Origin of the sequence: Burkholderia sp. NLJ2 (assembly GCF_049487195.1) — a bacterium.
GTDB classification, from domain to species: Bacteria; Pseudomonadota; Gammaproteobacteria; order Burkholderiales; family Burkholderiaceae; genus Burkholderia; species Burkholderia pyrrocinia.
Genome location: NZ_CP137809.1, coordinates 663,066 through 688,374, shown reverse-complemented (window position 1 = coordinate 688,374; position 25,309 = coordinate 663,066). Strand labels below are relative to the sequence as shown.

Sequence of the window (25,309 nt, the reverse complement as noted above, 5' to 3'; positions counted from 1 at the left end):
ACCCTCCAGGTGCGAACGGGACGGTGCGAATCGATTTCGCCGTGCCCAGCGGTATGCTGCAACCTGGAAATGCATCCAATAATTTCCAGATACTGCAACCGTCAACAAGTCGACCGATCTACAACGTCACGATCAACGTGCCGAATGGTGTGATCCTTCCCAAGGCTAAGTAGGAGAGAAGCATGCAGGTTTCTTCGGATTTTGGAATTGTCGTGCGCCGTCAGGCTTTGGAGGAAAAGCAGGTGGATTTGTCTCCTGTTCTGATTGAATTTCATTTCGAACAGTACTTTGACCAATCCAATGAATTCGTGTCACTGGGCCCGTTTTTTGGTGGTGATGCGGCTGATGACTGCATGAGAAGCCTCGAGAGGTTGGGGCTTAGTTACATAGACGACTTCTTCATTTTCATGGGTGATTTTCCACAATGGTGTCGTTTCGAAGTGTTTTCTCCGACTTACAAGTCGTGAAGCCTGGGGCAGAAGGCAAGTCGGTGATTCGCGAGCCAAGGAATTTCAAGTGGCGGGAGTGATTAAATGAAGAGTTCCTTGATAGATATGAAAGAGCGTCTCACTGACGACCAATTGGCGAGGTGCATCGAGAATTGTTTTTTGGAGCTTGGGCGGCCACGCCCAACCATTACGCCGAGAAATTACGGGGATTCCAGTAAAGCCCTATACGCACATGGCCAGCGAGAAAGCGAATGGTGTTGGATCAACGTAATAGAATGGCCGCCGGGGCAGCGAATCGTTAATGAATATCCCTACGCATGCTCGATCGAGAGTCGAGGGGATGCATTGTTTTCGGCTATTGTTGTTTCTGCAATCTCGTTGATAACAGGTGGAAAAATTTACGATGATGCGGGATATCTATGTCCCGGGCATGAATTTTCTCCTGATGAATTCAAGGAGAAATTACTGGTTGAGGTTAGTCAAAAATATTCCTGACCAGGAGTGACCAATCTTAAAATTGAAATTATGAGGAAATTTGCGTTTTGGTCACTTTTTGTCTTGCTTGGACTATTGATTTATCTAAGAGCGCAGTAGGAGATACGTACAATCCTGAGATCAAATTTATTAATGGTGAGGGCGCATTGAAACCGATCGAACATGTTGAAGAAATTATCACGGATTCGTTCGGACTGTGGGCCACTGGACTGTTTAGTTCGATCGGTTCTTGGAATCCAATATTTTCATTCGATGACCGCAAGGACGCTTTTTTTGGGTTGATTGACCGGTTGCTCCGAGACGAGAAAATTAAGTTTATCGCTCCAGGATTGGATTGTTATGTGTCGCCTGAAAATCCCAATCCGCGATATACAATTTACGATAAAGAGGCGCATTGGTCCGATGTGCCGGAGGTAATTGTTGAGAATCTCCGCTCCCAGTGGCCGGAGGGCGCGCGTGATGAAAATGATTTGGATTTGATGACTTACTTCTATAGTATCCCTGGGATAGTCTGGGTCGGAGATGATGGGTCGCTCGTCGTATCATAGGACGGTTTTCGAATCTGTCACCCTCGTCAGCGAAACCGAAGATTTCGTATGCCACGACCGGCGTGCAGGCCGACTTTGAATCAAAGCTCACGCCGGATAGTACGCCTATTGGTAGTGGATATCTGAATATCGCATCATGAAAGCTGAGATCAAGTTGCTGCAGTCGTTGCAGTTGGAAGATCGGTTAATCAACTACTGGCCAGACAATGTGTCGAATTTTGGTACGTGGATTCGTGCCTACATTGGTCCGCAAGGCGAGGCCGGTTCGGAAGCGTTCGACATCGAGGTTTGCACGCCAGAGTGGCTTAAATCGCAATGTGCCATCAAGGGGCCAATATGGGGTAGACACATGCTGATTGTTGAAGCCTATGATTACGAGGCCATCAAAGCGATCCTTGAGCACTACGTCGCAACTAGTGATGGTGATAATTGGCCTGTGATCGCCGAAAAATTGAGTCGAATGGGGGCGTGGGAATTTGAAGATTATCACGAGTGATGGTGTCTCGTGACCAGTGTTGAGTGTGTGGTGACTGATTGCCCCAAGCAACAAGACAGATTAATGCTGAAAATCTTGGGGTAACAAACATTGCGATGAGTGTGGTTTCGCTAAATGAAAAGTAATTGCTTTGCAAGAGTTGTTGTTGATGTTTCGATATTTCTGGAGTATTCCGGAGATAGCGTCATCGATCCGGACGCGTCCATAGAGTTGCTGGAGCAAATTGGTAACGAATTGAAAAAAATGTCCGGATCAGAAAGGGCGTCTCTTTCGAGAAGTATTCGTGAATTGGCACCCCAATACGGTCCTCGGGCGAATTTCGTATCTGATCTCCCGTCAAATTTGGGGATTTCAGAGTAGCGATAGCGCGCATAAACTCACCCGCGCCGATCGCTATGTGATCGGAAAATATTTTTGCGGTTTATATATAAATGATTACGACTACGCGGTTTGCGGTCTTGCCAATTACTGCCTTGATTACGCTTGCCGCGCAGGCACAACAGACCCCCACTCCGAACGACCAGGCTGCTGCTGCCCGCGCGAACGCGGAGCAGAATCAGCAGGTTCAACAGCGCCGTGACGCCCAGCAGCGCGACGCCACCGTGCAAGCGCCGGGCGTACGCTCAGACGTGCCGCGTCCGGAAGCTTACCCGGTATTACCAACCGAGACGCCGTGCTTTCGGATCGAGCGTTTCGCGCTCGACGTGCCTGACTCGTTACCGGCGGCTGCGAAAATGCTGGGTGCAACAGCGTTGCCAATGGATCGCTTTGCCTTTGCGCGCGACTGGCTTGCGCACTACGCCGGCCAGTGTGTCGGCAAGCAAGGCGTCGACCTGATCGTCAAAGGGCTGTCGCAGGCAATCCTCGCGCGCGGCTACATCACAACGCGAGTGCTCGTTCCTGAGCAGGATTTGTCCAGCGGCACGTTGAAGCTGGCTCTAATTCCAGGCGTGATTCGTCACGTTCGCTTTGCCGACGAAAAATTGCGCGGCACGTGGAAGACCGCTTTCCCGACCCGCGACGGCGACGTGTTGAACCTGCGCGACATCGAGCAAGGGCTTGAGCAGATGAAGCGCGTCTCAAGCCAGGATGTGTCGATGCGGATCGCACCGGGCGACATGCCTGGCGAGAGCGACGTTGTGCTCGACGTGAAGCGCGGCAAGCCATGGACCGTTGTTGCGTCCATCGATAATTCCGGCACGCGCTCGACCGGCAAACTGCAAGGCAACGTATCGCTTGGCATCGACAACCCGCTGGGCCTGAACGACATTTTCAACGTCGGTTTCAACCAGGACCTGGAATTCGGCGACAAGCGTTTCGGTTCGCACGGCTGGAACGCGTTCTACTCGATTCCTTGGGGCTACTGGACCGGCACGCTCTCGGCCTATACGAGTACATACTTTCAACCGCTCGCGGCCGTGAACCAGACATTCGTTGCGAGCGGCAACATGAAGACGGTCGACTTCAGACTCAATCGCGTGCTGATGCGCAGCCAGGACGATGTGTTCGGCGCACAGGTTCGCTTGACTCGCCGCTTCGGCGACAGCTTCATCGAAGGCACGACGATACCGTCGTCGCACCAGAACGCGACCTTTCTCGAATTCGGGCTGAACGACCGGCATTATTTCGGCTCGTCGCAGTTCGACGGCTCGCTTGCCTATCGTCAGGGCTTGGGCTGGCTCGGTTCGACCGACAGCATGTTCGCGGCGGACGGCGGGCAGACCTACCGATTCAAGATGGTTGTGCTCGATGCGAATCTGTCGACGCCGTTCGCCATCGGTACGCAGCCGTTCAAATACGTGACGACCTTTCACGGTCAGTACACGGGCAACACGGTTTCGTACCTTGACAGCGTTACGATCGGCAGCCGTTATACCGTGCGGGGATTCGACGGCGAAAGGCTGCTGGCGGCATCACGTGGATTCTACTGGCGCAATGAGTTGCAGGCCTCAATCGCTCGGACCGGGCTATCAGCCTATGCGGGTCTGGATTACGGCCGCGTGTGGGGACCGGAACCGGTCGCGTTGGTCGGCACGCAGCTCGCCGGAGCCGTGATCGGCGTGAAGGGCAGCGTATCGACGCGCTTCGGCGCATACGCTTACGACCTCTTTGCTGGTACACCTGTCTACAAGCCGTCAGGTTTCGAGACCGCGCGCGTCACGCTTGGATTTCAGCTTACGGCGCAATTCTGAGCGAGGCGTGTAAAAGCAAATAGCCATTCGCGTGAGGTGGCATGCATACAGAGCCGTTGGGGAGATTCAATGCTGAAGAATGCTTGTGCCGGTAATGAACCACTCTGGAAGGTCTGGTGGGGACTCGGTATCCCCATGGGAGCAACCATGGTTCTGATCAATGCCTGTGTCAGGTACGTGGTTCAATTACCGACGCCGAATATCTTTTTGGTGCCGCTACTCTGTGTGCAGATCGCATTGGTTGCAGCATGGGTGCGCACGGCTTGGATTTGTGCCCCGAACGTGAGGCATCGTTCGTGGATGTATCTTGCATGAATCTGGCTTGTGCTTTGGCTGCTTTCACAGGTTCAGCAAGCGTTGCAGCATGGGTAAGCACTAGTGACTCTGCGTGACGTTACAGTGGCAGTCTGCGAGAGGTGCTTTGGCTTGGGTTGTCGAAGTCCGGTTACTTTGCCGTCGAAAACTGGTTTGTCGAATGGCTTGAGCGCTTTGACTTGTTTGTCGGTTAGCATTGTTTTTCGGCCCATCATGCAGCCCATCGAGAGGCACTGGATTGCGCTGGATGGTGTTAGAGGGAATTGGACGGGTTGATGATGTAAGCGGCTGATTTGTCGGGGGGTACTTGGATTTTGATGGATGTTCCTAGACATTGATCTGGTGGAAGACATGGCACCCGACAGCAGCGCCCTGGAGACGATCGTACGCGGCGTGGAACGCTTCCGGATCCCGGCCGAAACGGATTGGCCCACGGCGAGGCAAACCCTCGCGGACAACGACGGACAGTGGAAATTCTCGGCCGTCCTGGTGGCGATCGTCGCGCGGCGCGAGCCGACGATCCTGTTGACCAAGCGTTCGTCAGGGCTCAGCGAATATTCATCGCACGTGAGTTTCCCTGGCGGACGTCCGGCGGAGTCCGACAGCAACATCGGCGCGACTGCATTGCGCGAAGCATTCGAGGAAATTCGCCTCGAGCCCGGCGCGATCCGGGTGGTCGGGTGCCTGCCGATTCATAAAACCAGAAAGCGCCATCACGCGATCTTTCCCGTGATCGGCATCGTGCCGGAAACGGCCGAATGGGAAGCGGCGCCGGCCGAAGTCGAGGAGATCTTCGAGTTCCCGTTCTCCGCGCTGCTGAATCCGGATCTGCCACGGCAATACAGCGAAGGCGAACGCGCGGGCGCCTGGTACTGGGCGGATCAGGCGCAGGACATCTGGGGCGTGACCGCGTTCATCCTGAAGTCGCTGGCTGGTCTGGTTCTCGACGCTGCGTGACTAAAGCGTGCGCCGGGGTCAGGCGCTGACGCACTTCAATGCGACGACACATAAACCGCATCCTCGAACGCCTCCGGAATCGCGAAACTCGCGCGCATGCGCTGCGTTTCCTTTGCCGGCGTCAGGCCGAACAGACGTTTGAATTCCCGGCTGAACTGCGACGGGTTCGTATAGCCCACCGCATAACCGGCCGCCTCGGCCGTCAGGTCCTGGCGCACCATCAGCAGCCGCGCGTGATGCAGGCGCGTCGACTTCAGGTACTGCATCGGCGACACCTGCGTGATCGCCTTGAAGTGGCTGTGAAAGCTCGGCACGCTCATGCCGGCTTCGTCGGCCAGTTGCGACACGTCGAGCGGCTGCGCGTAATCGGCATGGATCACGCGCAGCGATCGGCCGATCCGGCCGAACTGCCCGCGCATCGCCAGCGCGCTGCGCATCGCGCTTCCCTGCGCGCCGGTCAGCACGCGGAAATACAGCTCGCGAAGCAGCGCCGGGCCGAGCACCGCGGCTTCGAGCGGCCGCTGCATCGCCTCGACGAAGCGCAGCACCGACGCGTGCATCGCTTCATCCATCGGCGTGGACATCATGCTCCTGGGTGCCTGCACATGTTCCGCCACGCCTTCGCGGTCGATCTGCGCCGCGAGCTCGGCGGCCATCGTGAAATCGAGGTGCAGATACAGCGCGAGCAGCGGGCGCTCGGGCGTTGCGTCGGTTTCCATGCTGAACGGGACGGGCACGGACACGGCGAGGTAGTGGTGTTCGTCGTACAGATAGCGTTCGCCGCCGAAATAGCCGCGCTTGCAGCCCTGGCAGACGATCACGATTCCCGGGTCGTACAGGACCGGCGTGCGCGACAGCGCGCGGTTCGAACGCAGGATGCGCACGCTCGGCAGCGCCGTCAGGTTGTAGCCTTCGTCGGGCGCCAGCGTGCGCAGCAGCGTGACCAGGCGTTTCCGGTTTCGCGGTGATGACGACAGCGACGGATGTCGGGCGGAGGTGGACTCGGCGCTCATAGTTTTGTGCAAGAAAATCAGCGGAATCTGGCTTATTCGGTGTGGATCGTCAGACTAGTATGCATGCTTCAATCGACATTCGGGAGAAGCGAACATGGCATCCGGCAACATCATGCTCATCACCGGCGTCAGCAGCGGCTTCGGCCGTGCGCTGGCACAGGAGGCGCTCGCGGCCGGCTACACGGTGGTCGGCACCGTGAGAAGCGCGCAGGCCGCGCAGGAATTCGAAGCGCTGTCCGCGCAGGCGGCTTTCGCGCGTGTGCTCGACGTGACCGACTTCGATCGCATCGACGGCATCGTCGCGGAAATTGAAGCGAACGTCGGGCCCGTGGACGTGCTGGTGAACAACGCCGGCTACGGGCACGAAGGCATCATGGAAGAAGCGCCGCTGGCAGAGATGCGCCGGCAGTTCGACGTGAACGTATTCGGCGCGGTCGCGATGATGAAGGCCGTCGTGCCGTTCATGCGTGCGCGCCGGCGCGGCCGCATCCTGAACATCACGTCGATGGGCGGCCACATCACGATGCCGGGGATCACGTACTACTGCGGCAGCAAGTTCGCGCTGGAAGGCATTTCCGAAACCCTCGGCAAGGAACTCGAGCCGTTCGGCATTGCAGTGACGGCCGTGGCGCCCGGTTCGTTCCGCACCGACTGGGCCGGCCGCTCGATGGCGCGCACGCCGCGCTCGATCGCCGACTACGACGCGATCTTCGACCCGATCCGCAAGGCGCGCGAGGAGAAGAGCGGCAAGCAGCTGGGCGATCCCGCGAAAGCCGCGCGGGCGATGCTCGCGGTCGTCGCGGCGGAACATCCGCCCGCACATCTGTTGCTCGGCAGCGATGCGTTGCAACTGGTGCGAGACAAGTTGTCGGCACTGGAACAGGAAATCCGTGCATGGGAGGCCGTGACGGTGTCGACGGACGGCTGACGGCTGACGATCGGCCGGGCGGGGCGCACGAATCCGGATGCCCCGTTTCGCACGGGGCGTCGTCGACGCGATGCAGCACGGCAAGAAAACACCTTGATGGACAGTCGGTCCGACTTGCCGTGCATCTCGTCCGGGCGCACCGGCGCGGTGCGCATTCCAGGCGTTCATTCACCGTCAGTGGATGGTCGGCAGTGCGGTGCACCGTCGCATCACGGTTTCACAAAAATGCTGATAATGGCTTTCGGCCGTACGCCGTGTTCGTCCAACTCACCACAGGAGTCAATCGCGATGCCATACGTCACAACGAAGGATAACGTCGAGATCTTCTACAAGGACTGGGGCCCGAAGGATGCACAGCCCATCGTCTTCCATCATGGCTGGCCGTTGTCTTCCGACGACTGGGACGCGCAGATGCTCTTCTTCGTTCAGAAGGGCTATCGCGTGATTGCGCACGACCGGCGCGGCCACGGCCGGTCGGCGCAGGTGTCGGACGGCCATGACATGGATCATTACGCAGCGGACGCGTTCGCGGTCGTCGAAGCGCTCGACCTGCGCAATGCGGTGCATATCGGTCATTCGACCGGCGGCGGCGAAGTGGCCCGCTACGTCGCGAAGCACGGCCAGCCGGCCGGTCGTGTCGCGAAGGCGGTGCTGGTCAGCGCGGTGCCTCCGCTGATGCTGAAAACGGAATCGAACCCCGAAGGCTTGCCGATCGAGGTGTTCGACGGTTTCCGGAAAGCGCTCGCCGACAATCGCGCACAGTTCTTCCTGGACGTGCCGAGCGGCCCGTTCTACGGTTTCAACCGGGAGGGCGCGACGGTGCATCAGGGCGTCATCCGGAACTGGTGGCGGCAGGGGATGGAGGGCGGCGCGAAGGCGCATTACGACGGTATCAAGGCGTTTTCGGAAACGGATCAGACCGAGGACCTGAAGTCGATCAGCGTCCCGACGCTCGTGCTGCATGGCGAAGACGACCAGATCGTGCCGATCGCGGATGCCGCGCTGAAGTCGATCAAGCTGCTGCAGAACGGCACGCTCAAAACATACCCGGGTTATTCGCACGGCATGCTGACGGTGAACGCGGACGTTCTCAACGCCGACCTGCTGGCGTTCGTGCAGGCGTAACGGTGTCGGCGCATGCCCGCTTCGGCGGGCTGCGTCGTGATCGACGGCAGGCGACGTCCGGCAGCGCCGTTGGAAACGGCTGCCGGATCGCCGGCCACATGCTTCAGCCCAAACCGTTGAAACGAATGCCCGGATACGTCAGCCGCGGCATCCGGCTGCCGAGGCATGCATGCAGTTCGCGCACCGGCGCGGCCTTGCCGGAATCCTCCGGCCTGACGAGGTAATACGCGTCGCCGGTGCTGACCGCCATCTTGAACGGCAGCACGCGTTGCTTTTCATCGATTGCGCTGGCACACGGCGCGAGGTCGCCAATCGAGATGCCGTAGTGGGCGATGACCCGCTTCAGCGTTCGCGCGATGTCGGGCGTCGCGGAAAGAGCCGGCTACCATTCAAGCCGATGAATTTTTCAAGTTCCCATCGTCGCGCCAGCGCAAATCCATTATCGACAGCTCGCGGAAGCGGAGTTGATCGACGACTCCGGATCGCCGCAATACAGCAAGTGGTAGTGTTGCGGATCACTGTAGAGTGCATGGAAACCTGTCTCGACGAACACCGACACAAGGTTCCCGACCACCAATGCGGCAAACAGCGCGACTGCCAGCTTGACGAAAAGTGACCGTGCCGCACCGCTCGAAGGCGTGCCGACGTCGATCGTCTGCAAACGCTGCTGGAACGCGAGCATCAGCACGCAATAGATAATGCTCGCGGTCAGCACGACGTAAGACGCGGTATACATGTGCATCCCGAGCACTGCCCCGCCATAGGGGAGTGTGCCGGGCAACACATGCAGAAACATCTGCATCAGACCGATGAGACTGCCGACCAAAGCGCCGACTGCGCTCAATGCGTAATTGGCCGGTGAAGGTTTTTCTCCCCATACGTTCAGCAGCAGCCCGGCGCCGAGGATCATGAACGCGACGCGCTGCAGATTGCAAAGCGAACACGGTAGCTCGCCGTGTGCCAACTGAAAATAAAACGCGATCAGCAGCACGGCATTCACGCCGCACAACGCGAGCAGATCGATAAAACGATTGGCTTTCATTGTTGACCTCTTACCAGGAGCCGTAGGTGGCGAACTGCGGAATATGATGCGAGCCGTGATGAGCGGCCCAGACCGCAACCAACAAGGTGGTGAGCCACCATGCCGCGCTGGCGGATTTGTCGCGCCCCAGCAAGGCAAGCAGAAGTGCAACGGTGGCGGAAAGAAATGGAAGAAACCCGATGAACATGATTAGCCTCGTTATTTGGAAAGGGTGGCCAGGCAAGGCGCATGGAACAGACTCCCACGTAAGAATCCGCGGCAAGTCCTGGTCATCACCATCGCCCACAACCCGCCGAGCAGCACGGCGAGCAACGTGCCGAACACCGCGAACCCCTCGAAACCGGTGGCGTGATACAGGCTCAGCGTCGCCGCACAGTAGACGCCCAGCGGAAACGTGAATCCCCACCAGCCGAGATTGAACGGCAGGCCTTCCCGGCAATAGCGCAGCGTGAAGAGGATCGCGCAGGCGAGCCACCAGAGTCCCGCTCCCCAAAGCAGCAGCGAGCCGACGATGCCGAGATCCCGCGCCATCGCTGCCGTGCTGGCCAGCTGCGTGCCCGCAAACGCCGCGGGTGCGGCTTGACCGAGCGTCAGCAGCCCGAGCGCACCGGTGCCGATCGGGCCGAGCGTCAGCCAGGTCGACGGACCGAGATCGCGATGCGGCAGCTTGTGAATGACGAACCGGAAGAACACGATCGTCAAAATGGCGAATGCGAGCGGCACCGATATTGCCCACAGCGCATAGCCTGCGCCGATCAGCACGCGTGCTTGCGCACCGGCGAAATGAGGCGCGAGCGTGGCCGCGCTCGACGCTGCCACTTCCGGTGCGACGATAGGCAGCAGCAATACCGCTGTCACGCGCTCGAGCGCATGCGCCTGCTCGGTGAACATCATGAAGGGCACACCGATCGCGACGACGACGGACAACAGTGCATCGAAGCACCACAGCGCGTATGCAAGTGCATAGGCATCCGATCCGAAGCGACCGCCCGCGAACAGGACGATACCGTTGATGATCGGCACGAGCCCCATCGGCAACGTACCGAGAAACATCGATTGGATCGGATGGCGAAGCAACGGCCCGATCGTTTCGGGAAAGCGGATCGCGCGCGCGGCGAACAGTGTTGCGAATGCGAGGTAAAGCACGATGTCGATGGCCCACAGCGTCGATGCGAGCGCGCGCTGTCCGCCAAAGTGCAGCGGCAGGCCGGCGAGCACCAGCGATACGATGCCGTTTCCCATGGTCACGGCGAACCAGTTCGGCGTGAATTGACGGATTTTTTCGGACAGGCCGTGCGGAGCCGTGATGTGCACTGGCCCGGTCATTTTCGTCTTGTTCATTGAACGCTCCCATATCGAGAAACTGCTGAATTGAATTTTAGGTAGCGGTGATCCATAATAAAAATACATTGTTCATATCGTCGGCATATCATTTTTATATATCTATGAACTTCACTCATCTGACTGCATTCTTTGCGGTCGTCGAAACGGGCAGCGTCACCGGGGCGTCGGAACAGTTGCACGTCAGTCAGCCTGCACTGACCCGCGAGATCCGTGAACTGGAGGAGCGGCTGGGCGCGACGCTGTTCGATCGCATGCCGCGCGGCATGCAGCCGACCGAGGCGGGTCGGCTCCTCGCCGACTATGCGGCACAGATCTTTTCGCTGGCCAATGCGGCCGAGGCGGCAGTCGGCGAATTCGCGGGGCTGACGCGGGGGCAGTTGAGCGTCGGCGCCAGCCGGACGATCGGTGTCTATCTGTTGCCAGCCGTGCTGAACGAATTTCGTGCGCGCTACCCGGGCATCACGATCGATTTGGGCATTTCGAACAGCGAGAGCATTGAGCGTGCCGTTCTTGCCAACGACCGTCAGATCGGCATGATCGAAGGCCCTTGCGACGATGCGACATTCGATGCGACCGTCATCGCGAGGGACGAACTGATACCCGTTGCCGCACCGACCCACCCGCTCGCGCGCAAGCGACTACTGACCGCCGACGCGATCGGCCACGCCGATCTGGTGATGCGCGAACCGGGCTCGGGCACACGAACCATGGTCGAGCAGGCTTATGCGAAGCAGGGATTGACGTTGTCACCGAAGCTGATTGTGGGTAGTACCGAGGCGATCAAGCATTTACTGCAATTCGGCAACGCAATCTCGTGGGTGTCGCGTGTCACGGTCGCAGAAGAACTCTCGTCTGGCGCGCTGGTGCAATTGCCGGTCAAGCAACTGCGGATTGAACGGAATCTGAACATGATCTGGAGGAAAGGCCGCAGCCTGAGTCCGAGCGCGCGTGCCTTTCACGACCTCGCGACGGAACTGTTCAAACGCAAGTCACGATAGCCGTCGGAAAACCGTCGGAACGTTTCGATTCGCCGCGCGCCCGATCGCGGCGCGCATCAAGTCCTCGTTCGGAATGGACGGAACGCTCGCATTGACGCGCCGCTCGGGCGATTGCATCAACGACCGGCGTTGACGACATCGTGACGTGCGGCATGCCGGGCCGCGATTTTTGCTTCGGCCGCCTGGATGTCGTCCGGGTAGTGCGGATCGTCGCCTGCTGCGGGTCGGTAGCCCGCCTGCTCGACGCGCACCAGATCCGCATAGACTTCTTCGCGAGTCAAGTGTGTCGACGCGGTCTGAGCGAAGCTTGCGGTTGCGCCGGTAAGCGTGGTTGCGGCCAGCGCGATGATGATGAGCGATTTCATGCAATTCTTCCGTGAAAATAGTGGATCGATGTTCGCCGACTCGGCGATGGATGCTCAAGAACCTGTTCAACTGCCGAAGTAGACGTTGCAGAAACTGGCAGGACCGACACAGGGGTCCGGTGCGTCATCCTGTTGTCCGGCACCCACGTCGCCATGTGTGTTCGTGGCGACAGCTGCTTGATTTGCCGACCGCAATCTGGCGACTTCGTGGGCATACATGGGGCTCACTTCGGGATACGACGTGTCAGTCACGAAGCGGGCGCCGTTATTGACTGATTCAATCAATTCCTGCCGAACTTGGTCACGCGTAATTTCATGGGCAGAGACATTCATTGCGCAGGTTGCCAGCGCGAGCATGACGAGAGTACTTCCGATGGATTTTCTGGATTTAATTTTGGTATCCATAATGTTGTTCTGGATAAAAATATCGATTCCGAAATTGCAAGGATTCTGACCGTTATCGACAATCGCCGGGGTGGGGAGGGCAGCGCACTGACAGGTTGGCTTGATCTAAAGAATCAGGGCCTGTCAATATCGTTCTGCGTGTCGATGGAGGCATCTTAAGGTGTGCCGTGGTATTTGATAAATATATTGTTAATATTGATGAAATACCATTTTTATATATCTAGCTGGCGCGCTGTATCGACCCGGTGAATTCCCGCTCACGCCATCGTGGACGTAGACATCAAGCGATGGACGGCGAAGGGTAGGAGCGTGATCGCGCTCGGCGCTGCGTAGGGAATCGGCGATCCGGGTTACGCTGCGTTTGCGCCAATCCTTTTATCGAGATCATCATGTCCAGCATCCAACAGACTTTCTCCGAACACCTGTTTTCGTATGGCACGCTGCAACTCGAACCGGTACAGCTCGCCACCTTTGGCCGCAAGCTCGACGGGCACGCAGACGCGATGCCGGGATATGCGATGACGATGCTGAAGATCGACGACCCCGAAGTCGTCGCGACGAGCGGCAAGACCCATCATCCGGTGGTGGCCTATACGGGCCAGTCCGGCGACCGTGTGACCGGCACCGTGTTTGTGATCACCCGTGAGGAACTTCAGCACGCGGACGACTACGAAGTCGACGCGTATCGCCGCGATCGCGTCGTACTCGAGTCGGGTGTCGCGGCGTGGGTGTACGTGGACGCCAGTTCGCCGCACCCGGGCTGAATCCGGTTCGCGGGCAGGATCGACTTGGCGCGTGTTCGCCCGCTAGTTGTTGCGCAGGAACACAACGTAGCCGCGGAACCACGGATTCGCCGCGAGGTAGGGCGGCGCGTCCCATTCGCCGCCCTGGATCACGCCGACCCGAAACGGCAGTTGCAGCCGCGCGACGCGCGGCAGGTAGGCCGCGTAGTCGGGGATCGTGCTGCGCCCCTGGTAGGTCTGCACGACCACTTCGTCGACGATTCCCCTGAGCTGGTTGACCTGGTCGGTATCGATGCGGCTGCTCCAGTCGAGCAGCCCCGTGATGCTCAGCCGGCAATCGGCGGGCAGGGTCTCGCGCAGCGTGCGCAGGAATTCCAGGTAGTCCTGCAGATGGCGCGTACGCGCATCGAAGTCGATCTGGATGCCCGCGATCGTGCGGCCCGACGCGCGCCAGCGCGTGAGCTGCGCCAGCATGATCTGCGTGACGCGCGGCGTCCAGCGCAGCGTATGCGCACGATAAACGAGCCAGACGTGCGCGTTCGGCGCGGGCGGCAGTGCGACACCCTGCGCGATGACGCGCACCTGCGATTCGTCGCGCGGCGACGCTTCGATCTGCCCTTGCAGCACATAGACGGCACGCGCGCCGCGTACGACCGCCTGCGGCTTCACACCGGCCCACAGCCAGAACGTGTCGTACTGTGCGGGATCGACGGTGCCGGCCAGCGCGACGCGCCCGGCCAGCAGCAGCGCGACGCACGTTATGCGCTTCACGCGGTGCTCACCAGTAGTAGCGGAGCTTTTGCGTCCACGGGCTGCCCGGATAGGTGGCCTTCAGCGTATCGAACCAGCGCTTGCGCGTGTTCTTCGGCACGTCCTTGCCGCCGCAGTCGTTGCTGCCCGACGGCGCATAGCACTTGATCGCGCGGTAGAACGCGTATGCGCGGTCGTTCGGGTCCGCCTGCGCATCGGCCATCACCGTCACGTAGCTCGACATCCGCTCGTACGGCTTGCCCGCGAACTGCGACGGCAATTTGCCGAGCGTCGGCGGTACGCGCGTGCCGGTCGTCGACGACGCGTTGCGCATCCACAGCGGCACCGGATCGCTTTCGAGGCCGGCCGCGGGCGGATGAAGGCGCACGAAATCGGCGAGGCAGTTCAGCCCTTTCGCGTTGCCCGGACTCTGCTGCAGCGTCGCGGCGAGGTCGCGTGCGGGCGGGCACGTATAACCGTCTTCGTTCTTGGCGCCGGGCGCGATGAACGGCTTCAACGGATCGGCAGGTGTGCCCGACACCAGCGCGGCGTCGGCGATGAAGTCGGCATAGTGCGAGCGCGTGAGCTCCTTGTACAGCAGCGTGTACAGTGCGGTGTCGCGCAGCGCGGCGCCGGTCGCCTGGTTCTGCGCCTGCGCGCGCAGCAGGTCGGCACCGGCCGTGCTCTGCAGCAGGATCGCCCGGAGCGCGGCGTTCTGCACGAGCGAATCGTCGGCGAACACGTCGTTGACGAGCCCGGCCTGCTCCAGGTTGATCGCGAGCGCGAGTTCCAGCGCCTCGCGCTGGAAGCGGAATTTGGCGAGCGGGATCAGGTCGCGCCACAGCTGGCGGGCCTTGTCGCTCTGGCCGCTGTCCTCCAGTGCGAACGCGCGCAGCGCCTGCTGGCTCAGGCCGAAGTAGTCGAGCGGCGCGGCGGGCGTCTGCGGCAGCAGTTCGAGCGCGGCATCCGGCTTGTGCCCGATCTGGACATACCAGGTCGCGAGCAGGTAGTCGTAGAGCGCGGGCGCGTTCGCGAAGCGCGGCTTCTGCGCCTGCAGGTCGTCCAGCGTCAGCGGCTTGCTGCGGCTTGAATTGCTGCTGTCCGACGTACGCATGCGCAGCAGGTCGACGGTCGCGAGCACGGTCGGCGACTGGATCTGGGCCGCGGCGAGGTCCGACCCGAACAGCAGCTTGCTGTCGAGTTCGTTCGCCAGTTGCATCAGCGGCACGTTGGACGTCGCCGGCGACCAGCGCGCGAGCGCGTGGCCGTATAGGTCGGCCTGCTGCGTGACGTTGCCGCCGAGCCACGCGACCCGCCGCAACAGCCCGGTCGCGGAGGTCGCATAGCGTCCCTGCGGATAGACCTTCAGGTAAGTGCGGAACACCGTGTTCGCGGCGTCGAGCGACACCTTCGTCACGCGCGCGCGCGACGGGGTCGGGCTGTCGTTGTCGAACACGTTGGCCTGCGCGGCGTTCAGCTGCGCGCGCCCGACCATGTAGAGCCCGGTCTCCTTCAGCCACGGGTTCGCGCTGTGCGATGCGTTCGCGAAGGCTTTGGTCGCGGTGAGGAAGTCGGCACGGTAGAACGCGTTCGTGCCGTCGAGGTAGGCCGCGAGCTGCTGGCCGAGCGGCGACTTGACCGGCGGCTTCGTCCAGGCGGCGCTCGCGCCGCCCGCGGCACAGGTCTTCTGTGCGATGTCGGCGCGCGCCGCGCGCAGGCGTGCGGCTTCGTCGGCGGGGACGCCGCTCGCGCCGTTCAGTGCGTCGTTGAACGCATCGGCGCCCGCGTTCATGCTGCGGCAGATGCTGCCTTCGCCGTCGGCATACCGGTTCGACGGCGTATCGGCATCCGTCGCGCTGCCGGTCTTGTCGGGCTGCTTCTGGCCGATGTCGATCCACCCGGAAAAGTCGAGCGGAAACGGCACGATGATCTGGTTGATCCGGTCCTTCGCCGGGATCGTCTTCGGGTCCGGAAACACCTGCGCGACCTTGGCGCTGTCGACCATCATCAGCATCGCGTTGATGCGCGTGTCGTTGGCGGGGCTCAGCATCGGCATGTTGCTGCACGAGTACGTATTCTGGCGGAGCGTGGCCGGCGCGTAGCAAGTGTCGTCCGAGCTGGCGTGGGCGCCGGGGATCCAGAGCAGGCTGGCCGCCAGCGCGGCGAACAGGTGTCGGTGCAGCAATGGGTTTCTGGGCATTTTTTTCTTGTGCCGGGTGTGGGGCCGCAGCGGCCGGGTCTCTCAGGTGAGGCGTTTCGCCCCGGCGCGTATCGTACCGCACCGGCCGCCTTGGCCGCGAGCGCGCGCAGGCCGGCCGGCGATCGCGTCGAATGCGGGCCGGCGAAATGGAAGTCCACTCAGTGTAGACGCAACGCCACCTTGAATCCGGACTGCCTGAATTAAGATGCAGCCGGCAGTGACGGACCTCCGACGACAGGCACCTGTCGTCGTCCTCGCTGCCCGACGGGGGCGGTCTGCCGAAAGCGGTGTTCGCATCGATCCGCACGACGGAGTCGATCATGACGGGAGCGGACGGATGCCGGTTTTCATGCCTGTTCAATAGTATTGCTTATCAATCGGCCGATCGATGCGATGCAGCGTATCGGCGAACGGCAGACGAGAGTACGCCGGAAAGCGAAAAAAGAGGATTCCGATGAAACCCTTTGCATGGATGGTCATGGCAGCCGCGCTCGCGCTGTCCGCATGCGGCGGCGACGACGTCGCCACGAACGGCGGCGCGTCGTTGTCGACGCCGAACAATCCCGGTTCACCTTCCGGCCCGACCTCACCCGGCGGCGGTTCGAACGGCGGGCCGACGGGCGGCGGGACCACGCAGCCGCAGGCCGGATGGTCGAAGGCCGCCGCCGTGGACGGCAAGGGGCCGGAAGCGCAGCCCAGCGTGACCATCGACGCGAGCGGCAACGCGCTCGCCACCTGGATGACCAATGGCACGGCCGGCACGACCGGCAACGAGATGTGGGGCGCGCGCTATGTGTCGGGCTCGGGCTGGGGAAGCGCGACGCGGCTCGACACGAGCGACGGTTCGCATGCGATGAACGCGCTGACCGGGGTGCAGCCGCAACTGGTCGGCAACGCGAGCGGGCAGGCGGTCGCGTTCTGGACCGAGTGGACGCCGGGCCCCAACACGTACGCCCTGTGGGCGCGCCCGTACACCCCGAATGGCGGATGGGGCACGCCGGTCGCACTGGTGCCGGACATGGCCGGTTCGTCCTATTCGGCCGGCATGGACAGCCAGGGCAACGCGCTCGTGACATGGACACAGTCGATCAGCCTGCTCGATACGCGCATCGCGTGGACACGCTATACGCAGGCCGGACAGTGGTCGCCGACGGCGCTGGTCCAGATGCCGGTGCAGACCGGGCCGGGCGCGGTGACCGGCGATACCGACAACGTGAGGCCGATGCTGTCGGTCCTGTCGTCCGGCCGGGCGGTGCTGGCGTGGCGACAGACCAACCATACTCACTCGGCGCTCTGGACCGCGACATACGACGCGACCAACGGCTGGACCAACGTCAACCAGGCCGTATCGAACACGAGCCTGTTTACGACGATCATCTCGCCGGTCGCCGGCATGGACGCGAAGGGCAACATCACGCTGATCTGGGGGCAACTCGACGTGACCGGCGGGAAGATCTACACCGCCACGATGTCGCAGCGCTACGCCGCCGGAACCGGATGGCAGCCCGCGCAGCCGGTGGCGCCGGCGATCGTGGAGCCGACGGGTTTCATCGCGACGCCGATGCTGACCGTCAACGAAAACGGCGCGGCCGCCGCGATGTGGGCGGAAGGGGGCGCGGTCCTGCAGGCGAGCGTGTCCGATGCCAGCGGCAACTGGGGGCCGCTGCAGCGGCTGACCGAACACCTGAACGGGGCGGCGCTCCAGTACCCGCCGCTGGTGATCGACCCAGCCGGCAACGTGACCGTCGCCTGGCAGGACACGGGCACACCGAACGCGTTGGTCCTCCTCGTGGCCGGCTATCGGAACGGTGCGTGGAGCACGTCGACGCAGGATCCGCAGGACGGGTCATGGCCGGCGCTGGCCGTCAACGCCGCGGGGGCGATGGCGCTCGTCTGGCAATCGTTCGTCACGAACGTCGGCAGCCAGATCCAGTCCAGTTTTTACACGCCGGGCTCGTAATCGTGCCGCGCCGGGAATTCGAAGGAGAAGTCATGAAGCAGGTCTTGCAGTGCGCCGTCACCTTGCGGACCGCGCTGGGCGCGGCGGCCGCCGGCCTCGTGTTGTCCGCGTGCGGCACGACGCAGATGAACATGGTCGACGTCCAGACGTCGACCGCGAAGACGCTCGGGCTGGCGTCGTCGGACGAGATCACGATCGCCAACGTGCAGTACGGGAAGAAGGACGGGCTGGGTGGCCAGAAGGTGAGTTACGACGCGACGACCGGCAAGGGGCGGCGTTTCGGCTGTACGGTGTTCATGATTCCGGGGCTCACGCCGATCGATCGGCCGACGTACAACAACTGGGAATGCCATCCGCAGCGCTGATGGCCGCGATGACGACGACGCCCGTTGCCGGGCGTCGGTCGACCGCTTCGGTGGACGATATGCCGCGTCGGCCTTGCACCGGCGCAATTTGGTCCGATAATCGACGAACCGATTCATCCTTTCCCGTCGGCTCGATAAAAAAACTGTCATGGATCAAGCGGCATTCGTCCCTGTTTTCAAGTTTCGCACGATCGACTACCCCGAGCCGGACCGGTTCCACGTCTGGGTCAAGGACATGCTGTGCGACTACCGGCTCGATGACGACGGCGGCCACGGCGCATTCGACGCGGAAGCGAGCGGCGCGGCGCTCGGCCCGTTGATCCTGTCGGGCCGGCGCTGGCGGTCGCGTGCGCCGACCTATACGGTCCACCGGACCACGCGGCGGATCCGGCTCGACGGGCAGGATTCGATCCGGTTCACGCTGCTGCTCGGCGGGCGCGTTGCGAGCCGCATCGGCGGGCCGGAACTGGTCAAGGGCGCCGGCGACCTGTTCGTCTATGACGTCGCGCAGATCAACGATTGCAAGGTCGATGCCGGCGACGTGATCAGCCTGGTCGTGCCCAGATATCTGCTGCCGAGCCACGCGGCGCAGTTGCACGGCCAGACGCTGACGAGCGGCGTGAGCCGCCTGCTCGGCGACCAGATGCTGTCGCTGTTCCGGAACCTGCCGAGCCTGCGCATGCTCGAGGTGCCGAGCATCGTGCAGTCGATGTTGCTGCTGCTGGCCGCGGCGGTGTCGCCGACCGCGCAGGCGCTGCACGACGCGCGCGGCCCGATCGACAACGCGCTGGTCGAGCGGGTCCGGCGCTACATCGACACGCATCTGCTGGAGCCCGACCTCACGCCCGACCGGATTTGCCGCGACATCGGCGTGTCGAGAGCGCGGCTCTATCAACTGTTCAAGGAAGACGGCGGCGTGATGCGGCAGATCACGCGCAGGCGGCTGCGTCACGCGTACCACGTGCTGGGCGATCCGCAGCGCAGGCATCAGCGCATCGCGGAAATCGCGTGGGCGCACGGCTTTCCCGACGAGAAGTATTTCCACCGGTTGTTCAAGGCGGAGTTCGGCCATACGCCGAAGGAAACGCTCGAGTGTGCGGCCGCGCCGATTCTGCTGCCTTGCGACGCGGCCGACGCCCGATGGGCCGACGGCGGCCGGCTGGCGGGGTGGACGCTGCCGTTCGGCGTGCTCACCAACTGAGCGGGCGGCGCGTTGCCGTTGCGCGACGGCCCGGCTCGTGCATCACGCGTACACGCTGCTCGCGACACCATCGTCGGCGACATCGTCGATCGCGGCCCGCAAGTCGTCGATCGCGACCATCAGTTCGCGAACCTGCCGCAACGACGGGTATTGATGCAGCACGGCATGCCATTGCGGCAGCGTCAGCAGCGCGTGCCAGATGACGCCGAGGCCGCCCGGATCGGCATCCGGTTGTTGCGCGAGCGCGCTTGCGTATTCGAGGCTCGCCTGCGTCGACAGCAACTGCATCCGGCTCGCGGCGCCCAACAGGCGCGGCGTCGCGTCCGCGGACGCATCGCAGCAATAGAGCACTTCCCGTTGCAGCGCGGCGTCGTCGGCCGTCAACGCGCGGAGCGACGCACCGTGCACGCGCACCGTGCCCTGGTGCGTCTCGAACGAATAGATCGTGTCCGCGTCGGCCTGCGCGAGCAGGTTCAGGCCGCGCAGCAGCCGCGGCAAATCGGTTGTCGCCGCATCGGCTGATGCCTTCGCTTCGACGAGGAAGCGGACGTTCCATGCGGGCGCCGGTTCATCGCCGAGCGCGCGTTCGAGCAGGATCGCGTCCCATTCGGTCTTTGCGCGATCGTGCCGGCCCGGTATCGATGACGGCACGCGCATCGATGTGACCACACGGTATGTGCGCCGCTCGTCCACGGCTTCGAGCCTGCCGGCCAATGCGTCGAGTACCTGTGCGGCCAGCGCTTCGACGGCCGCGCCGCGCTGCTGCGACGCGGCGCCTTGCGCAACCGCGATCGTGCTGCCTTCGAGCGGCCCCTGGCGCACCCACAGTGCACGGTATCGACGAACGTGCTCGTCCGACGCCAGCGCATCGAGACGCAGCAGGCGTTCGAGCGCCGCACCATCCTTCAGCTTGGCGATGTCCTGCGCGAAAGCGGCGTCGGTCGCCATGTCGGGCAGCGCGAGCAGGTGCTGCAGCGTCGCATGGAGATCGGCCCACGACGCGGACGTTGCGGCCGCATGCAGCCGCGCGAGCCCGTCGCGTTGCCACGCCTGGGCACTGCGCTCGAGTTTGGCCGGGTGCGCGATCGCATTGACGGCCGAGTGCAGCGCGCGCCGGTCCTGCTCGGCGTGCGCGTGCAACGACGCGTATTCGCGCACGCTCGGCGCATCGTGCCGCAGCACGGCGGCCTGGAAGGCGGGATCGCCGGATTGCCTGTCCATCGCGTCGCGGATCATCCGTGCGAGCGCATCGATGAAGCGCTGCTGCAGTTCCGCACCGGGCGCTTGTCCATCGCTCCGCATCCGGCGCGCTTCCTCGATCACGATTGCAAGGGTGGCGGCCGGGTTCGCGGCGTCGGTCGGCGACGACGCGCGGTCGAGCGGCGGCAGCCGGTAACGGCGAGCGACGGTGCGCAGGACTTCGTCGAGCAGGGCGGGCAGCGGTGTCAGCGACATGGCAGGTACCGGGATGAATGCGGTTCGCGTGATCGGGGTTCGGGCCGGCGCGCGCGATGATGTGCAACGTTATCACGCCGGGTCGGGTGTGCACGATCGCGTGGTCGAAGGCGCGGCGGGATTCGATCCATCAGGGTGCCGAGCGTCGCCTACGACGTGCGCATTCCCGGCTGCGGATGCTCGCCGGGATCCAGCAAATTCGTGTTGAAGTTGCACGACTGCGCGGCGAGCCGCGCGATCTCGGCATTCAGCGAATGCGGCCGGTTGGCCCGGTGCAATGCGACGTAGCGAACGGGCGGCAGCGCGGGGCGCGTCTGCACGATGTCGAGCGCGCCGCACGCGACCATGCGCGACAGGCACGCCTTCGGCAGATAGCTGACGCCGAGCCCGGACAGCACGAGGCCGATCTGTGCGATCAGGCTGTTGCTGGCCAGAATCCGCTGCATGCCGACACCGTGTTCCTCGAGAAAGCGCGTGTACAGATGGCCCGTACCCGACAGGCTGCCTTGCAGGATCAGCGGAAATTGCGCGATGTCCGCGAGCGGGATCGCCGTCTTCCGCTGCGGGGCGAATCCGGTTGCGCACATCCACGCATTGTCGACCTCGCCGACAGCGGTCGACACGAACGACTCGGTGGCGTGGATCTGCGGCACGACGATCAGATCGATCGTATCGGCTGCCAGGCGCTCGCGCAGCGTCGCGTTCAGGTCCACCTCGGCTTCCACGCGCACTTTCGGATAGGCGGCCTGGATGGCCGCGATCAGGCGCGGCAGCCACGTGAGCGCGGTCAGTTCGGTCACGCCGATCCGGACCTGCCGCACCAGCGCCTCCTTCGAACTGATGCGCTCGACGATCTGGTCGCGCCGTTCGAGCAATTCCTTCGCGTGATCGAAGAGTTCGGCCCCCTTGTCGGTGAGCCTCGCGCTACGGTGCGCGCGATCGAACACGGTCAGGTCGAAGGCGCGCTCGAGCTCCTGGATGCGCTTCGATACGGCCGACTGCGTCGTGTTGAGCCGGGTCGCCGCCGCTTCGAACGAGCCGAGCTGCACGATCCAGTACAACGCCTCCATCTGTTTGAACGTCAGCATCTCGCCCGCCGATTCATGAATTAAAGCGATAGTTTGACATATAAAAAAATCGCTTTTTTCGCTTATTTAGGCTGCTTAAGGTGTCGATGTCGTGTCGCCCGGCGTGTCCTGCGCGGCCCGAACCGGCCGGAAAACCCGTGGCCGGAACGCGCGGCGCACGATGCGCCGCGTGCAATCGTTTGGACCCCAGTTATGGAGAGAGACATGGACACCGTCATCGAGAACCCGCCGGCCGAGCACGCCGTGCGCAAGCCGCGCGTCGGGCTGGCGTGGCAGATCGTCATCGGGCTCGTCGTGGGCATCGCGGCCGGACTCGTGCTGAACCGCTTTCCGCAGATGCGCGATGCGGCGGTGTCCGGATTCCTGCAGCCGGCCGGCGACATCTTCATCAAGCTGATCCGGATGATCGTCGTGCCGATCGTATTCACGAGCATGGTGATCGGCATCGCGGGCGTCGGCGACGGCAAGTCGCTCGGGCGTATCGGCCTGAAGACGCTGATCTACTTCGAAGCGGTGACGACCGTCGCGATCGTGCTCGGCCTCGTGATCGGCAACGTGCTGCAGCCCGGCGTCGGCACCGACCTGTCGCAGCTCGGCCACGCGGACATGTCGCATTACCGGCAGGCGGCGCAGCAGGCGCAGGCCCACCACGGGCTGATGGCGCTCGTGCTCGGCGTGATTCCGGACAACATCGTCGCGTCGATGGCGAAGGGCGACCTGCTGCCGGTGATCTTCTTTTCGCTGCTGTTCGGACTCGGGCTGCAATCGGTGCCGGACGAATACCGGATGCCGGTCCTCGCCGTGCTGAAGGGCATTGCCGACGCGATGTTCAAGGTAACGAACATGGTCATGCACTACGCGCCGGTGGGGGTGTGCGCGCTGATCGCGGTGACCGTCGCGAGCTTCGGATTCGGTTCGCTGTTGCCGCTGCTGAAGCTGGTCGCCGTGACCTACCTCGCGATCCTGCTGTTCGCGATCGGCGTGCTCGGCGTGGTCGCGCGGTTGTGCAGTTTCCGCATCCTCACGCTGCTGCGCGTGATCAAGGATGAACTGATCATCGCGTTCTCGACCTGCAGTTCGGCGACCGTGCTGCCGCAGTTGATGAAGAAGATGGAGGACTACGGCGTGCCGAAGAGCATCACGACGTTCGTGGTGCCGACGGGATACACGTTCAATCTCGACGGCGCGTCGATCTATCTCGGGATCGGCACGCTGTTCGTCGCCCAGCTGTACGGCGTGCACCTGGGCTGGCAAGAGCAGATCGTGCTGACGCTGACGATGGTCGTCACGTCGAAGGGCGCGGCGGGCGTGCCGGGTTTCATGTTCGTGATCCTGCTCGCGACGCTGGCGAGCGCGGGGCTGCCGCTCGAGGGGCTCGCCTTCATCGCCGGGGTCGATCGCGTGATGGACATGGGGCGCACCGCGCTGAACGTGATCGGCAATGCGCTCGCGCCGCTCGTCATCGCGAAGTGGGAAGGCCGATACGACGCGGAAAAAGGCCGCGCGTATCTCGCGTCGCTCGACGCATGACCCGGGCCGCACGACACCGACCGACAACCTTACGAAGCAAACAGGAGCATCGCAGATGAGCAGTATCCGTGGAGCCTTCTTTCCCGACGCGCTGATGCGCGAAATCCGGTCGCGCTTTCATCACATCGACCGCGACATCGACGGGCGCGAGCGCCTGTTCCTCGACAACGCCGGCGGTTCGTTTCGGCTGAAGGCGGCGCTCGATGCGCATTCGCGTGTCGATGCGCTGCCGGATTGCCCCGAGCGCATTCACGAACGCGCGCTCGACCTGCAGGCGATCCAGGCACGCGGCGAGGACGACGTGCGCACGATCCTTAACGCGCAGGGCGGTTCGATCTACGCGTCGCTGACCGCATCGGGCGCGATGTTCGACATGGTGAGGGCGATCATGGAGAACGTGCCGGGCACGAACGCGGTCACGACCGTGCTCGAGCATCCTTCCTCCTACGACGCGATGACGTATTACGCGGAACGAACCGGCAAGACGTTGCGCATCGCGCCGAGCAATCCGCGAACCGGCGGCGTGGACGTCGACGCGATCGTGGCGCTCGTCGACGCGGATACCGCACTGCTCAGCGTGATGGCCGCGTCGAACATTTCCGGCGCGAAACTCGACATCGACGCGATCGTTGCGCGGGCGCGCGAGAAAAAGCCGGATCTGTTCATCGTCGTCGATGCGGTCCAGCATGCGCCGCACGGCGCGATCGACCTGCAGAAAACACCGGTCGACGGCATCAATTTCGCGCCGTACAAATTCTTCGGCTGCCGCGGTTCCGGGATCTCGTGGCTGTCGCCGCGCGCGGCGTCGTTGCCGCATCACCGGCTGGCGGCGAAAGAGTCGGGCGAGTGGGAACTCGGCAGTCCGGCGCCGGCGCAATTCGCAGTCGTCACGGCGATCGTCGATTACGTTGCGTGGATCGGCGCGTATTTCAACGATTCGGACGATCGGCGCGCGCTGTTCGCCGAAGGCATGCACCGGATCGAACTGCACGAACGTGCATTGCTGGCGGCGCTGCTCGATGGTCACGGTGGCCGGCGCGGGCTCAGGGCGATGGAAGGCGTCCGCGTGTTCTGGGACCATGACGAACTCGCGGAGCGCGATCTGATCGTCGGCATCGGGTTCGCGAATCTCGATGCGACGCGGGCGGTGCGCGAATATGAGCAGCGCGGCGTGATCGTCTACGAGCGGGTCGCGTCGAGCCTGTATTCAGGCCGGATGCTGAAGTCGTTCAATCTCGACGGCGCGGTGCGCGTGTCGCCGCTTCACTGCCATACGGGCGACGAGATCGAGCGGTTTCTTGCGATTACGGAAGCGATGGCGGCGCGTTGATCGTCCGATCGACCT

27 protein-coding genes are annotated in these 25,309 nt (G+C 62.6%); 16 read left to right on the top strand and 11 right to left on the bottom strand.

The window, feature by feature from the left end; all coding sequences use genetic code 11:
* The first annotated feature begins 182 nt into the window (after positions 1-182).
* The 7 genes from R9B84_RS19745 (at position 183) to R9B84_RS19715 (ending at position 5,452) form a co-directional block, all read left to right on the top strand.
* Complete coding sequence (locus R9B84_RS19745; protein WP_423760063.1) at positions 183-467, top strand: hypothetical protein; 285 nt, start codon at positions 183-185, stop codon at positions 465-467.
* A gap of 66 nt (positions 468-533) precedes the next feature.
* Positions 534-944 carry a hypothetical protein gene (locus tag R9B84_RS19740; RefSeq protein ID WP_423760062.1) on the top strand — a complete coding sequence of 137 codons (411 nt, stop codon included), beginning with the start codon at positions 534-536 and terminating at the stop codon, positions 942-944.
* A 146-nt stretch (positions 945-1,090) separates the two neighbouring features.
* The gene (locus R9B84_RS19735) at positions 1,091-1,492 is read left to right on the top strand and encodes a hypothetical protein (RefSeq protein ID WP_423760061.1); all 402 of its coding nucleotides are present in this window, start codon (positions 1,091-1,093) and stop codon (positions 1,490-1,492) included.
* Positions 1,493-1,628: 136 nt separating this feature from the next.
* Entirely contained in the window at positions 1,629-1,988 is a 360-nt protein-coding gene (locus R9B84_RS19730) for an immunity 8 family protein (protein WP_423760060.1), read from the top strand.
* A 431-nt stretch (positions 1,989-2,419) separates the two neighbouring features.
* Complete coding sequence (locus tag R9B84_RS19725; protein ID WP_423760059.1) at positions 2,420-4,180, top strand: ShlB/FhaC/HecB family hemolysin secretion/activation protein; 1,761 nt, start codon at positions 2,420-2,422, stop codon at positions 4,178-4,180.
* 69 nt (positions 4,181-4,249) lie between these two features.
* A complete protein-coding gene (locus tag R9B84_RS19720; protein ID WP_423760058.1) occupies positions 4,250-4,495 on the top strand; it encodes a hypothetical protein in 246 nt (81 codons plus the stop codon).
* 321 nt (positions 4,496-4,816) lie between these two features.
* Entirely contained in the window at positions 4,817-5,452 is a 636-nt protein-coding gene (locus R9B84_RS19715) for an NUDIX hydrolase (RefSeq protein ID WP_423760057.1), read from the top strand.
* A gap of 35 nt (positions 5,453-5,487) precedes the next feature.
* Here the strand turns inward: R9B84_RS19715 and R9B84_RS19710 are convergent, their stop codons facing one another.
* On the bottom strand, positions 5,488-6,465 hold the full coding sequence (locus tag R9B84_RS19710) for an AraC family transcriptional regulator N-terminal domain-containing protein (protein WP_423760056.1): 978 nt from the start codon (positions 6,463-6,465) through the stop codon (positions 5,488-5,490).
* Between the two features lie 94 nt (positions 6,466-6,559).
* Between R9B84_RS19710 and R9B84_RS19705 the strand changes: the two genes are divergently transcribed.
* Positions 6,560-7,393 (top strand): oxidoreductase, encoded by an 834-nt coding sequence (locus R9B84_RS19705; RefSeq protein ID WP_423760055.1) that lies wholly within the window; start codon positions 6,560-6,562, stop codon positions 7,391-7,393.
* Positions 7,394-7,681: 288 nt separating this feature from the next.
* Entirely contained in the window at positions 7,682-8,518 is an 837-nt protein-coding gene (locus R9B84_RS19700) for an alpha/beta fold hydrolase (protein ID WP_423760054.1), read from the top strand.
* A 103-nt stretch (positions 8,519-8,621) separates the two neighbouring features.
* On the opposite strand, the gene R9B84_RS19695 is transcribed toward R9B84_RS19700, so the two are convergent.
* The 4 genes from R9B84_RS19695 to R9B84_RS19680 form a co-directional block, all read right to left on the bottom strand.
* On the bottom strand, positions 8,622-8,783 hold the full coding sequence (locus tag R9B84_RS19695) for a hypothetical protein (RefSeq protein WP_423760053.1): 162 nt from the start codon (positions 8,781-8,783) through the stop codon (positions 8,622-8,624).
* 174 nt (positions 8,784-8,957) lie between these two features.
* Positions 8,958-9,560: a disulfide bond formation protein B gene (locus R9B84_RS19690; RefSeq protein WP_423760052.1), complete on the bottom strand. Its 603-nt coding sequence runs from the start codon at positions 9,558-9,560 to the stop codon at positions 8,958-8,960.
* A gap of 10 nt (positions 9,561-9,570) precedes the next feature.
* Complete coding sequence (locus tag R9B84_RS19685) at positions 9,571-9,747, bottom strand: DUF5993 family protein (RefSeq protein WP_423760051.1); 177 nt, start codon at positions 9,745-9,747, stop codon at positions 9,571-9,573.
* 11 nt (positions 9,748-9,758) lie between these two features.
* Complete coding sequence (locus tag R9B84_RS19680; protein ID WP_423760050.1) at positions 9,759-10,901, bottom strand: TDT family transporter; 1,143 nt, start codon at positions 10,899-10,901, stop codon at positions 9,759-9,761.
* A gap of 104 nt (positions 10,902-11,005) precedes the next feature.
* Between R9B84_RS19680 and R9B84_RS19675 the strand changes: the two genes are divergently transcribed.
* Positions 11,006-11,902 carry a LysR family transcriptional regulator gene (locus R9B84_RS19675; protein WP_423760049.1) on the top strand — a complete coding sequence of 299 codons (897 nt, stop codon included), beginning with the start codon at positions 11,006-11,008 and terminating at the stop codon, positions 11,900-11,902.
* A 116-nt stretch (positions 11,903-12,018) separates the two neighbouring features.
* Here the strand turns inward: R9B84_RS19675 and R9B84_RS19670 are convergent, their stop codons facing one another.
* A complete protein-coding gene (locus tag R9B84_RS19670) occupies positions 12,019-12,267 on the bottom strand; it encodes a DUF4148 domain-containing protein (protein ID WP_423760048.1) in 249 nt (82 codons plus the stop codon).
* A 66-nt stretch (positions 12,268-12,333) separates the two neighbouring features.
* Positions 12,334-12,624, bottom strand: a complete 291-nt coding sequence (locus R9B84_RS19665) for a DUF4148 domain-containing protein (RefSeq protein WP_423760998.1) — start codon at positions 12,622-12,624, stop codon at positions 12,334-12,336.
* A 437-nt stretch (positions 12,625-13,061) separates the two neighbouring features.
* Here R9B84_RS19665 and R9B84_RS19660 point away from each other — a divergent pair, with 437 nt between their 5' ends.
* Positions 13,062-13,436, top strand: a complete 375-nt coding sequence (locus tag R9B84_RS19660; protein WP_423760047.1) for a gamma-glutamylcyclotransferase family protein — start codon at positions 13,062-13,064, stop codon at positions 13,434-13,436.
* A 42-nt stretch (positions 13,437-13,478) separates the two neighbouring features.
* On the opposite strand, the gene R9B84_RS19655 is transcribed toward R9B84_RS19660, so the two are convergent.
* Together R9B84_RS19655 and R9B84_RS19650 are read right to left on the bottom strand one after the other, a co-directional pair.
* Positions 13,479-14,186 carry a DUF3142 domain-containing protein gene (locus tag R9B84_RS19655; RefSeq protein WP_423760046.1) on the bottom strand — a complete coding sequence of 236 codons (708 nt, stop codon included), beginning with the start codon at positions 14,184-14,186 and terminating at the stop codon, positions 13,479-13,481.
* 7 nt (positions 14,187-14,193) lie between these two features.
* Positions 14,194-16,365, bottom strand: a complete 2,172-nt coding sequence (locus R9B84_RS19650; protein ID WP_423760045.1) for a hypothetical protein — start codon at positions 16,363-16,365, stop codon at positions 14,194-14,196.
* Positions 16,366-16,819: 454 nt separating this feature from the next.
* Between R9B84_RS19650 and R9B84_RS19645 the strand changes: the two genes are divergently transcribed.
* From R9B84_RS19645 to R9B84_RS19635, 3 genes are all read left to right on the top strand, one after another.
* A complete protein-coding gene (locus R9B84_RS19645; protein WP_423760044.1) occupies positions 16,820-18,325 on the top strand; it encodes a hypothetical protein in 1,506 nt (501 codons plus the stop codon).
* A 32-nt stretch (positions 18,326-18,357) separates the two neighbouring features.
* On the top strand, positions 18,358-18,690 hold the full coding sequence (locus R9B84_RS19640; protein ID WP_423760043.1) for a hypothetical protein: 333 nt from the start codon (positions 18,358-18,360) through the stop codon (positions 18,688-18,690).
* Positions 18,691-18,838: 148 nt separating this feature from the next.
* Positions 18,839-19,891, top strand: coding sequence for an AraC family transcriptional regulator (locus tag R9B84_RS19635; RefSeq protein ID WP_423760042.1), 1,053 nt, complete (start codon positions 18,839-18,841; stop codon positions 19,889-19,891).
* A 42-nt stretch (positions 19,892-19,933) separates the two neighbouring features.
* Here the strand turns inward: R9B84_RS19635 and R9B84_RS19630 are convergent, their stop codons facing one another.
* Together R9B84_RS19630 and R9B84_RS19625 are read right to left on the bottom strand one after the other, a co-directional pair.
* On the bottom strand, positions 19,934-21,346 hold the full coding sequence (locus R9B84_RS19630; protein WP_423760041.1) for a 3-deoxy-D-arabino-heptulosonate 7-phosphate synthase: 1,413 nt from the start codon (positions 21,344-21,346) through the stop codon (positions 19,934-19,936).
* A 149-nt stretch (positions 21,347-21,495) separates the two neighbouring features.
* Positions 21,496-22,434 (bottom strand): LysR family transcriptional regulator, encoded by a 939-nt coding sequence (locus R9B84_RS19625; protein ID WP_423760040.1) that lies wholly within the window; start codon positions 22,432-22,434, stop codon positions 21,496-21,498.
* A 204-nt stretch (positions 22,435-22,638) separates the two neighbouring features.
* On the opposite strand from R9B84_RS19625, the gene R9B84_RS19620 reads away from it, so the two are divergent.
* Positions 22,639-23,964 (top strand): cation:dicarboxylate symporter family transporter, encoded by a 1,326-nt coding sequence (locus R9B84_RS19620; RefSeq protein ID WP_423760039.1) that lies wholly within the window; start codon positions 22,639-22,641, stop codon positions 23,962-23,964.
* Positions 23,965-24,019: 55 nt separating this feature from the next.
* Positions 24,020-25,294 (top strand): aminotransferase class V-fold PLP-dependent enzyme, encoded by a 1,275-nt coding sequence (locus R9B84_RS19615; RefSeq protein WP_423760038.1) that lies wholly within the window; start codon positions 24,020-24,022, stop codon positions 25,292-25,294.
* The last annotated feature ends 15 nt before the right edge of the window (positions 25,295-25,309 follow it).

Coding starts and splice junctions, on each gene's coding strand:
- R9B84_RS19630 (WP_423760041.1), bottom strand. CDS start 21,346: ATGTCGCTGACACCGCTGCCCGCCCTGCTCGACGAAGTCCTGCGCACC.
- R9B84_RS19670 (WP_423760048.1), bottom strand. CDS start 12,267: ATGAAATCGCTCATCATCATCGCGCTGGCCGCAACCACGCTTACCGGC.
- R9B84_RS19685 (WP_423760051.1), bottom strand. CDS start 9,747: ATGTTCATCGGGTTTCTTCCATTTCTTTCCGCCACCGTTGCACTTCTG.
- R9B84_RS19715 (WP_423760057.1), top strand. CDS start 4,817: ATGTTCCTAGACATTGATCTGGTGGAAGACATGGCACCCGACAGCAGC.
- R9B84_RS19680 (WP_423760050.1), bottom strand. CDS start 10,901: ATGAACAAGACGAAAATGACCGGGCCAGTGCACATCACGGCTCCGCAC.
- R9B84_RS19730 (WP_423760060.1), top strand. CDS start 1,629: ATGAAAGCTGAGATCAAGTTGCTGCAGTCGTTGCAGTTGGAAGATCGG.
- R9B84_RS19620 (WP_423760039.1), top strand. CDS start 22,639: ATGGACACCGTCATCGAGAACCCGCCGGCCGAGCACGCCGTGCGCAAG.
- R9B84_RS19615 (WP_423760038.1), top strand. CDS start 24,020: ATGAGCAGTATCCGTGGAGCCTTCTTTCCCGACGCGCTGATGCGCGAA.
- R9B84_RS19640 (WP_423760043.1), top strand. CDS start 18,358: ATGAAGCAGGTCTTGCAGTGCGCCGTCACCTTGCGGACCGCGCTGGGC.
- R9B84_RS19645 (WP_423760044.1), top strand. CDS start 16,820: ATGAAACCCTTTGCATGGATGGTCATGGCAGCCGCGCTCGCGCTGTCC.
- R9B84_RS19650 (WP_423760045.1), bottom strand. CDS start 16,365: ATGCCCAGAAACCCATTGCTGCACCGACACCTGTTCGCCGCGCTGGCG.
- R9B84_RS19665 (WP_423760998.1), bottom strand. CDS start 12,624: ATGCTCGCGCTGGCAACCTGCGCAATGAATGTCTCTGCCCATGAAATT.
- R9B84_RS19625 (WP_423760040.1), bottom strand. CDS start 22,434: ATGCTGACGTTCAAACAGATGGAGGCGTTGTACTGGATCGTGCAGCTC.
- R9B84_RS19725 (WP_423760059.1), top strand. CDS start 2,420: ATGATTACGACTACGCGGTTTGCGGTCTTGCCAATTACTGCCTTGATT.
- R9B84_RS19660 (WP_423760047.1), top strand. CDS start 13,062: ATGTCCAGCATCCAACAGACTTTCTCCGAACACCTGTTTTCGTATGGC.
- R9B84_RS19740 (WP_423760062.1), top strand. CDS start 534: ATGAAGAGTTCCTTGATAGATATGAAAGAGCGTCTCACTGACGACCAA.
- R9B84_RS19700 (WP_423760054.1), top strand. CDS start 7,682: ATGCCATACGTCACAACGAAGGATAACGTCGAGATCTTCTACAAGGAC.
- R9B84_RS19635 (WP_423760042.1), top strand. CDS start 18,839: ATGGATCAAGCGGCATTCGTCCCTGTTTTCAAGTTTCGCACGATCGAC.
- R9B84_RS19745 (WP_423760063.1), top strand. CDS start 183: ATGCAGGTTTCTTCGGATTTTGGAATTGTCGTGCGCCGTCAGGCTTTG.
- R9B84_RS19710 (WP_423760056.1), bottom strand. CDS start 6,465: ATGAGCGCCGAGTCCACCTCCGCCCGACATCCGTCGCTGTCGTCATCA.
- R9B84_RS19690 (WP_423760052.1), bottom strand. CDS start 9,560: ATGAAAGCCAATCGTTTTATCGATCTGCTCGCGTTGTGCGGCGTGAAT.
- R9B84_RS19705 (WP_423760055.1), top strand. CDS start 6,560: ATGGCATCCGGCAACATCATGCTCATCACCGGCGTCAGCAGCGGCTTC.
- R9B84_RS19675 (WP_423760049.1), top strand. CDS start 11,006: ATGAACTTCACTCATCTGACTGCATTCTTTGCGGTCGTCGAAACGGGC.
- R9B84_RS19720 (WP_423760058.1), top strand. CDS start 4,250: ATGCTGAAGAATGCTTGTGCCGGTAATGAACCACTCTGGAAGGTCTGG.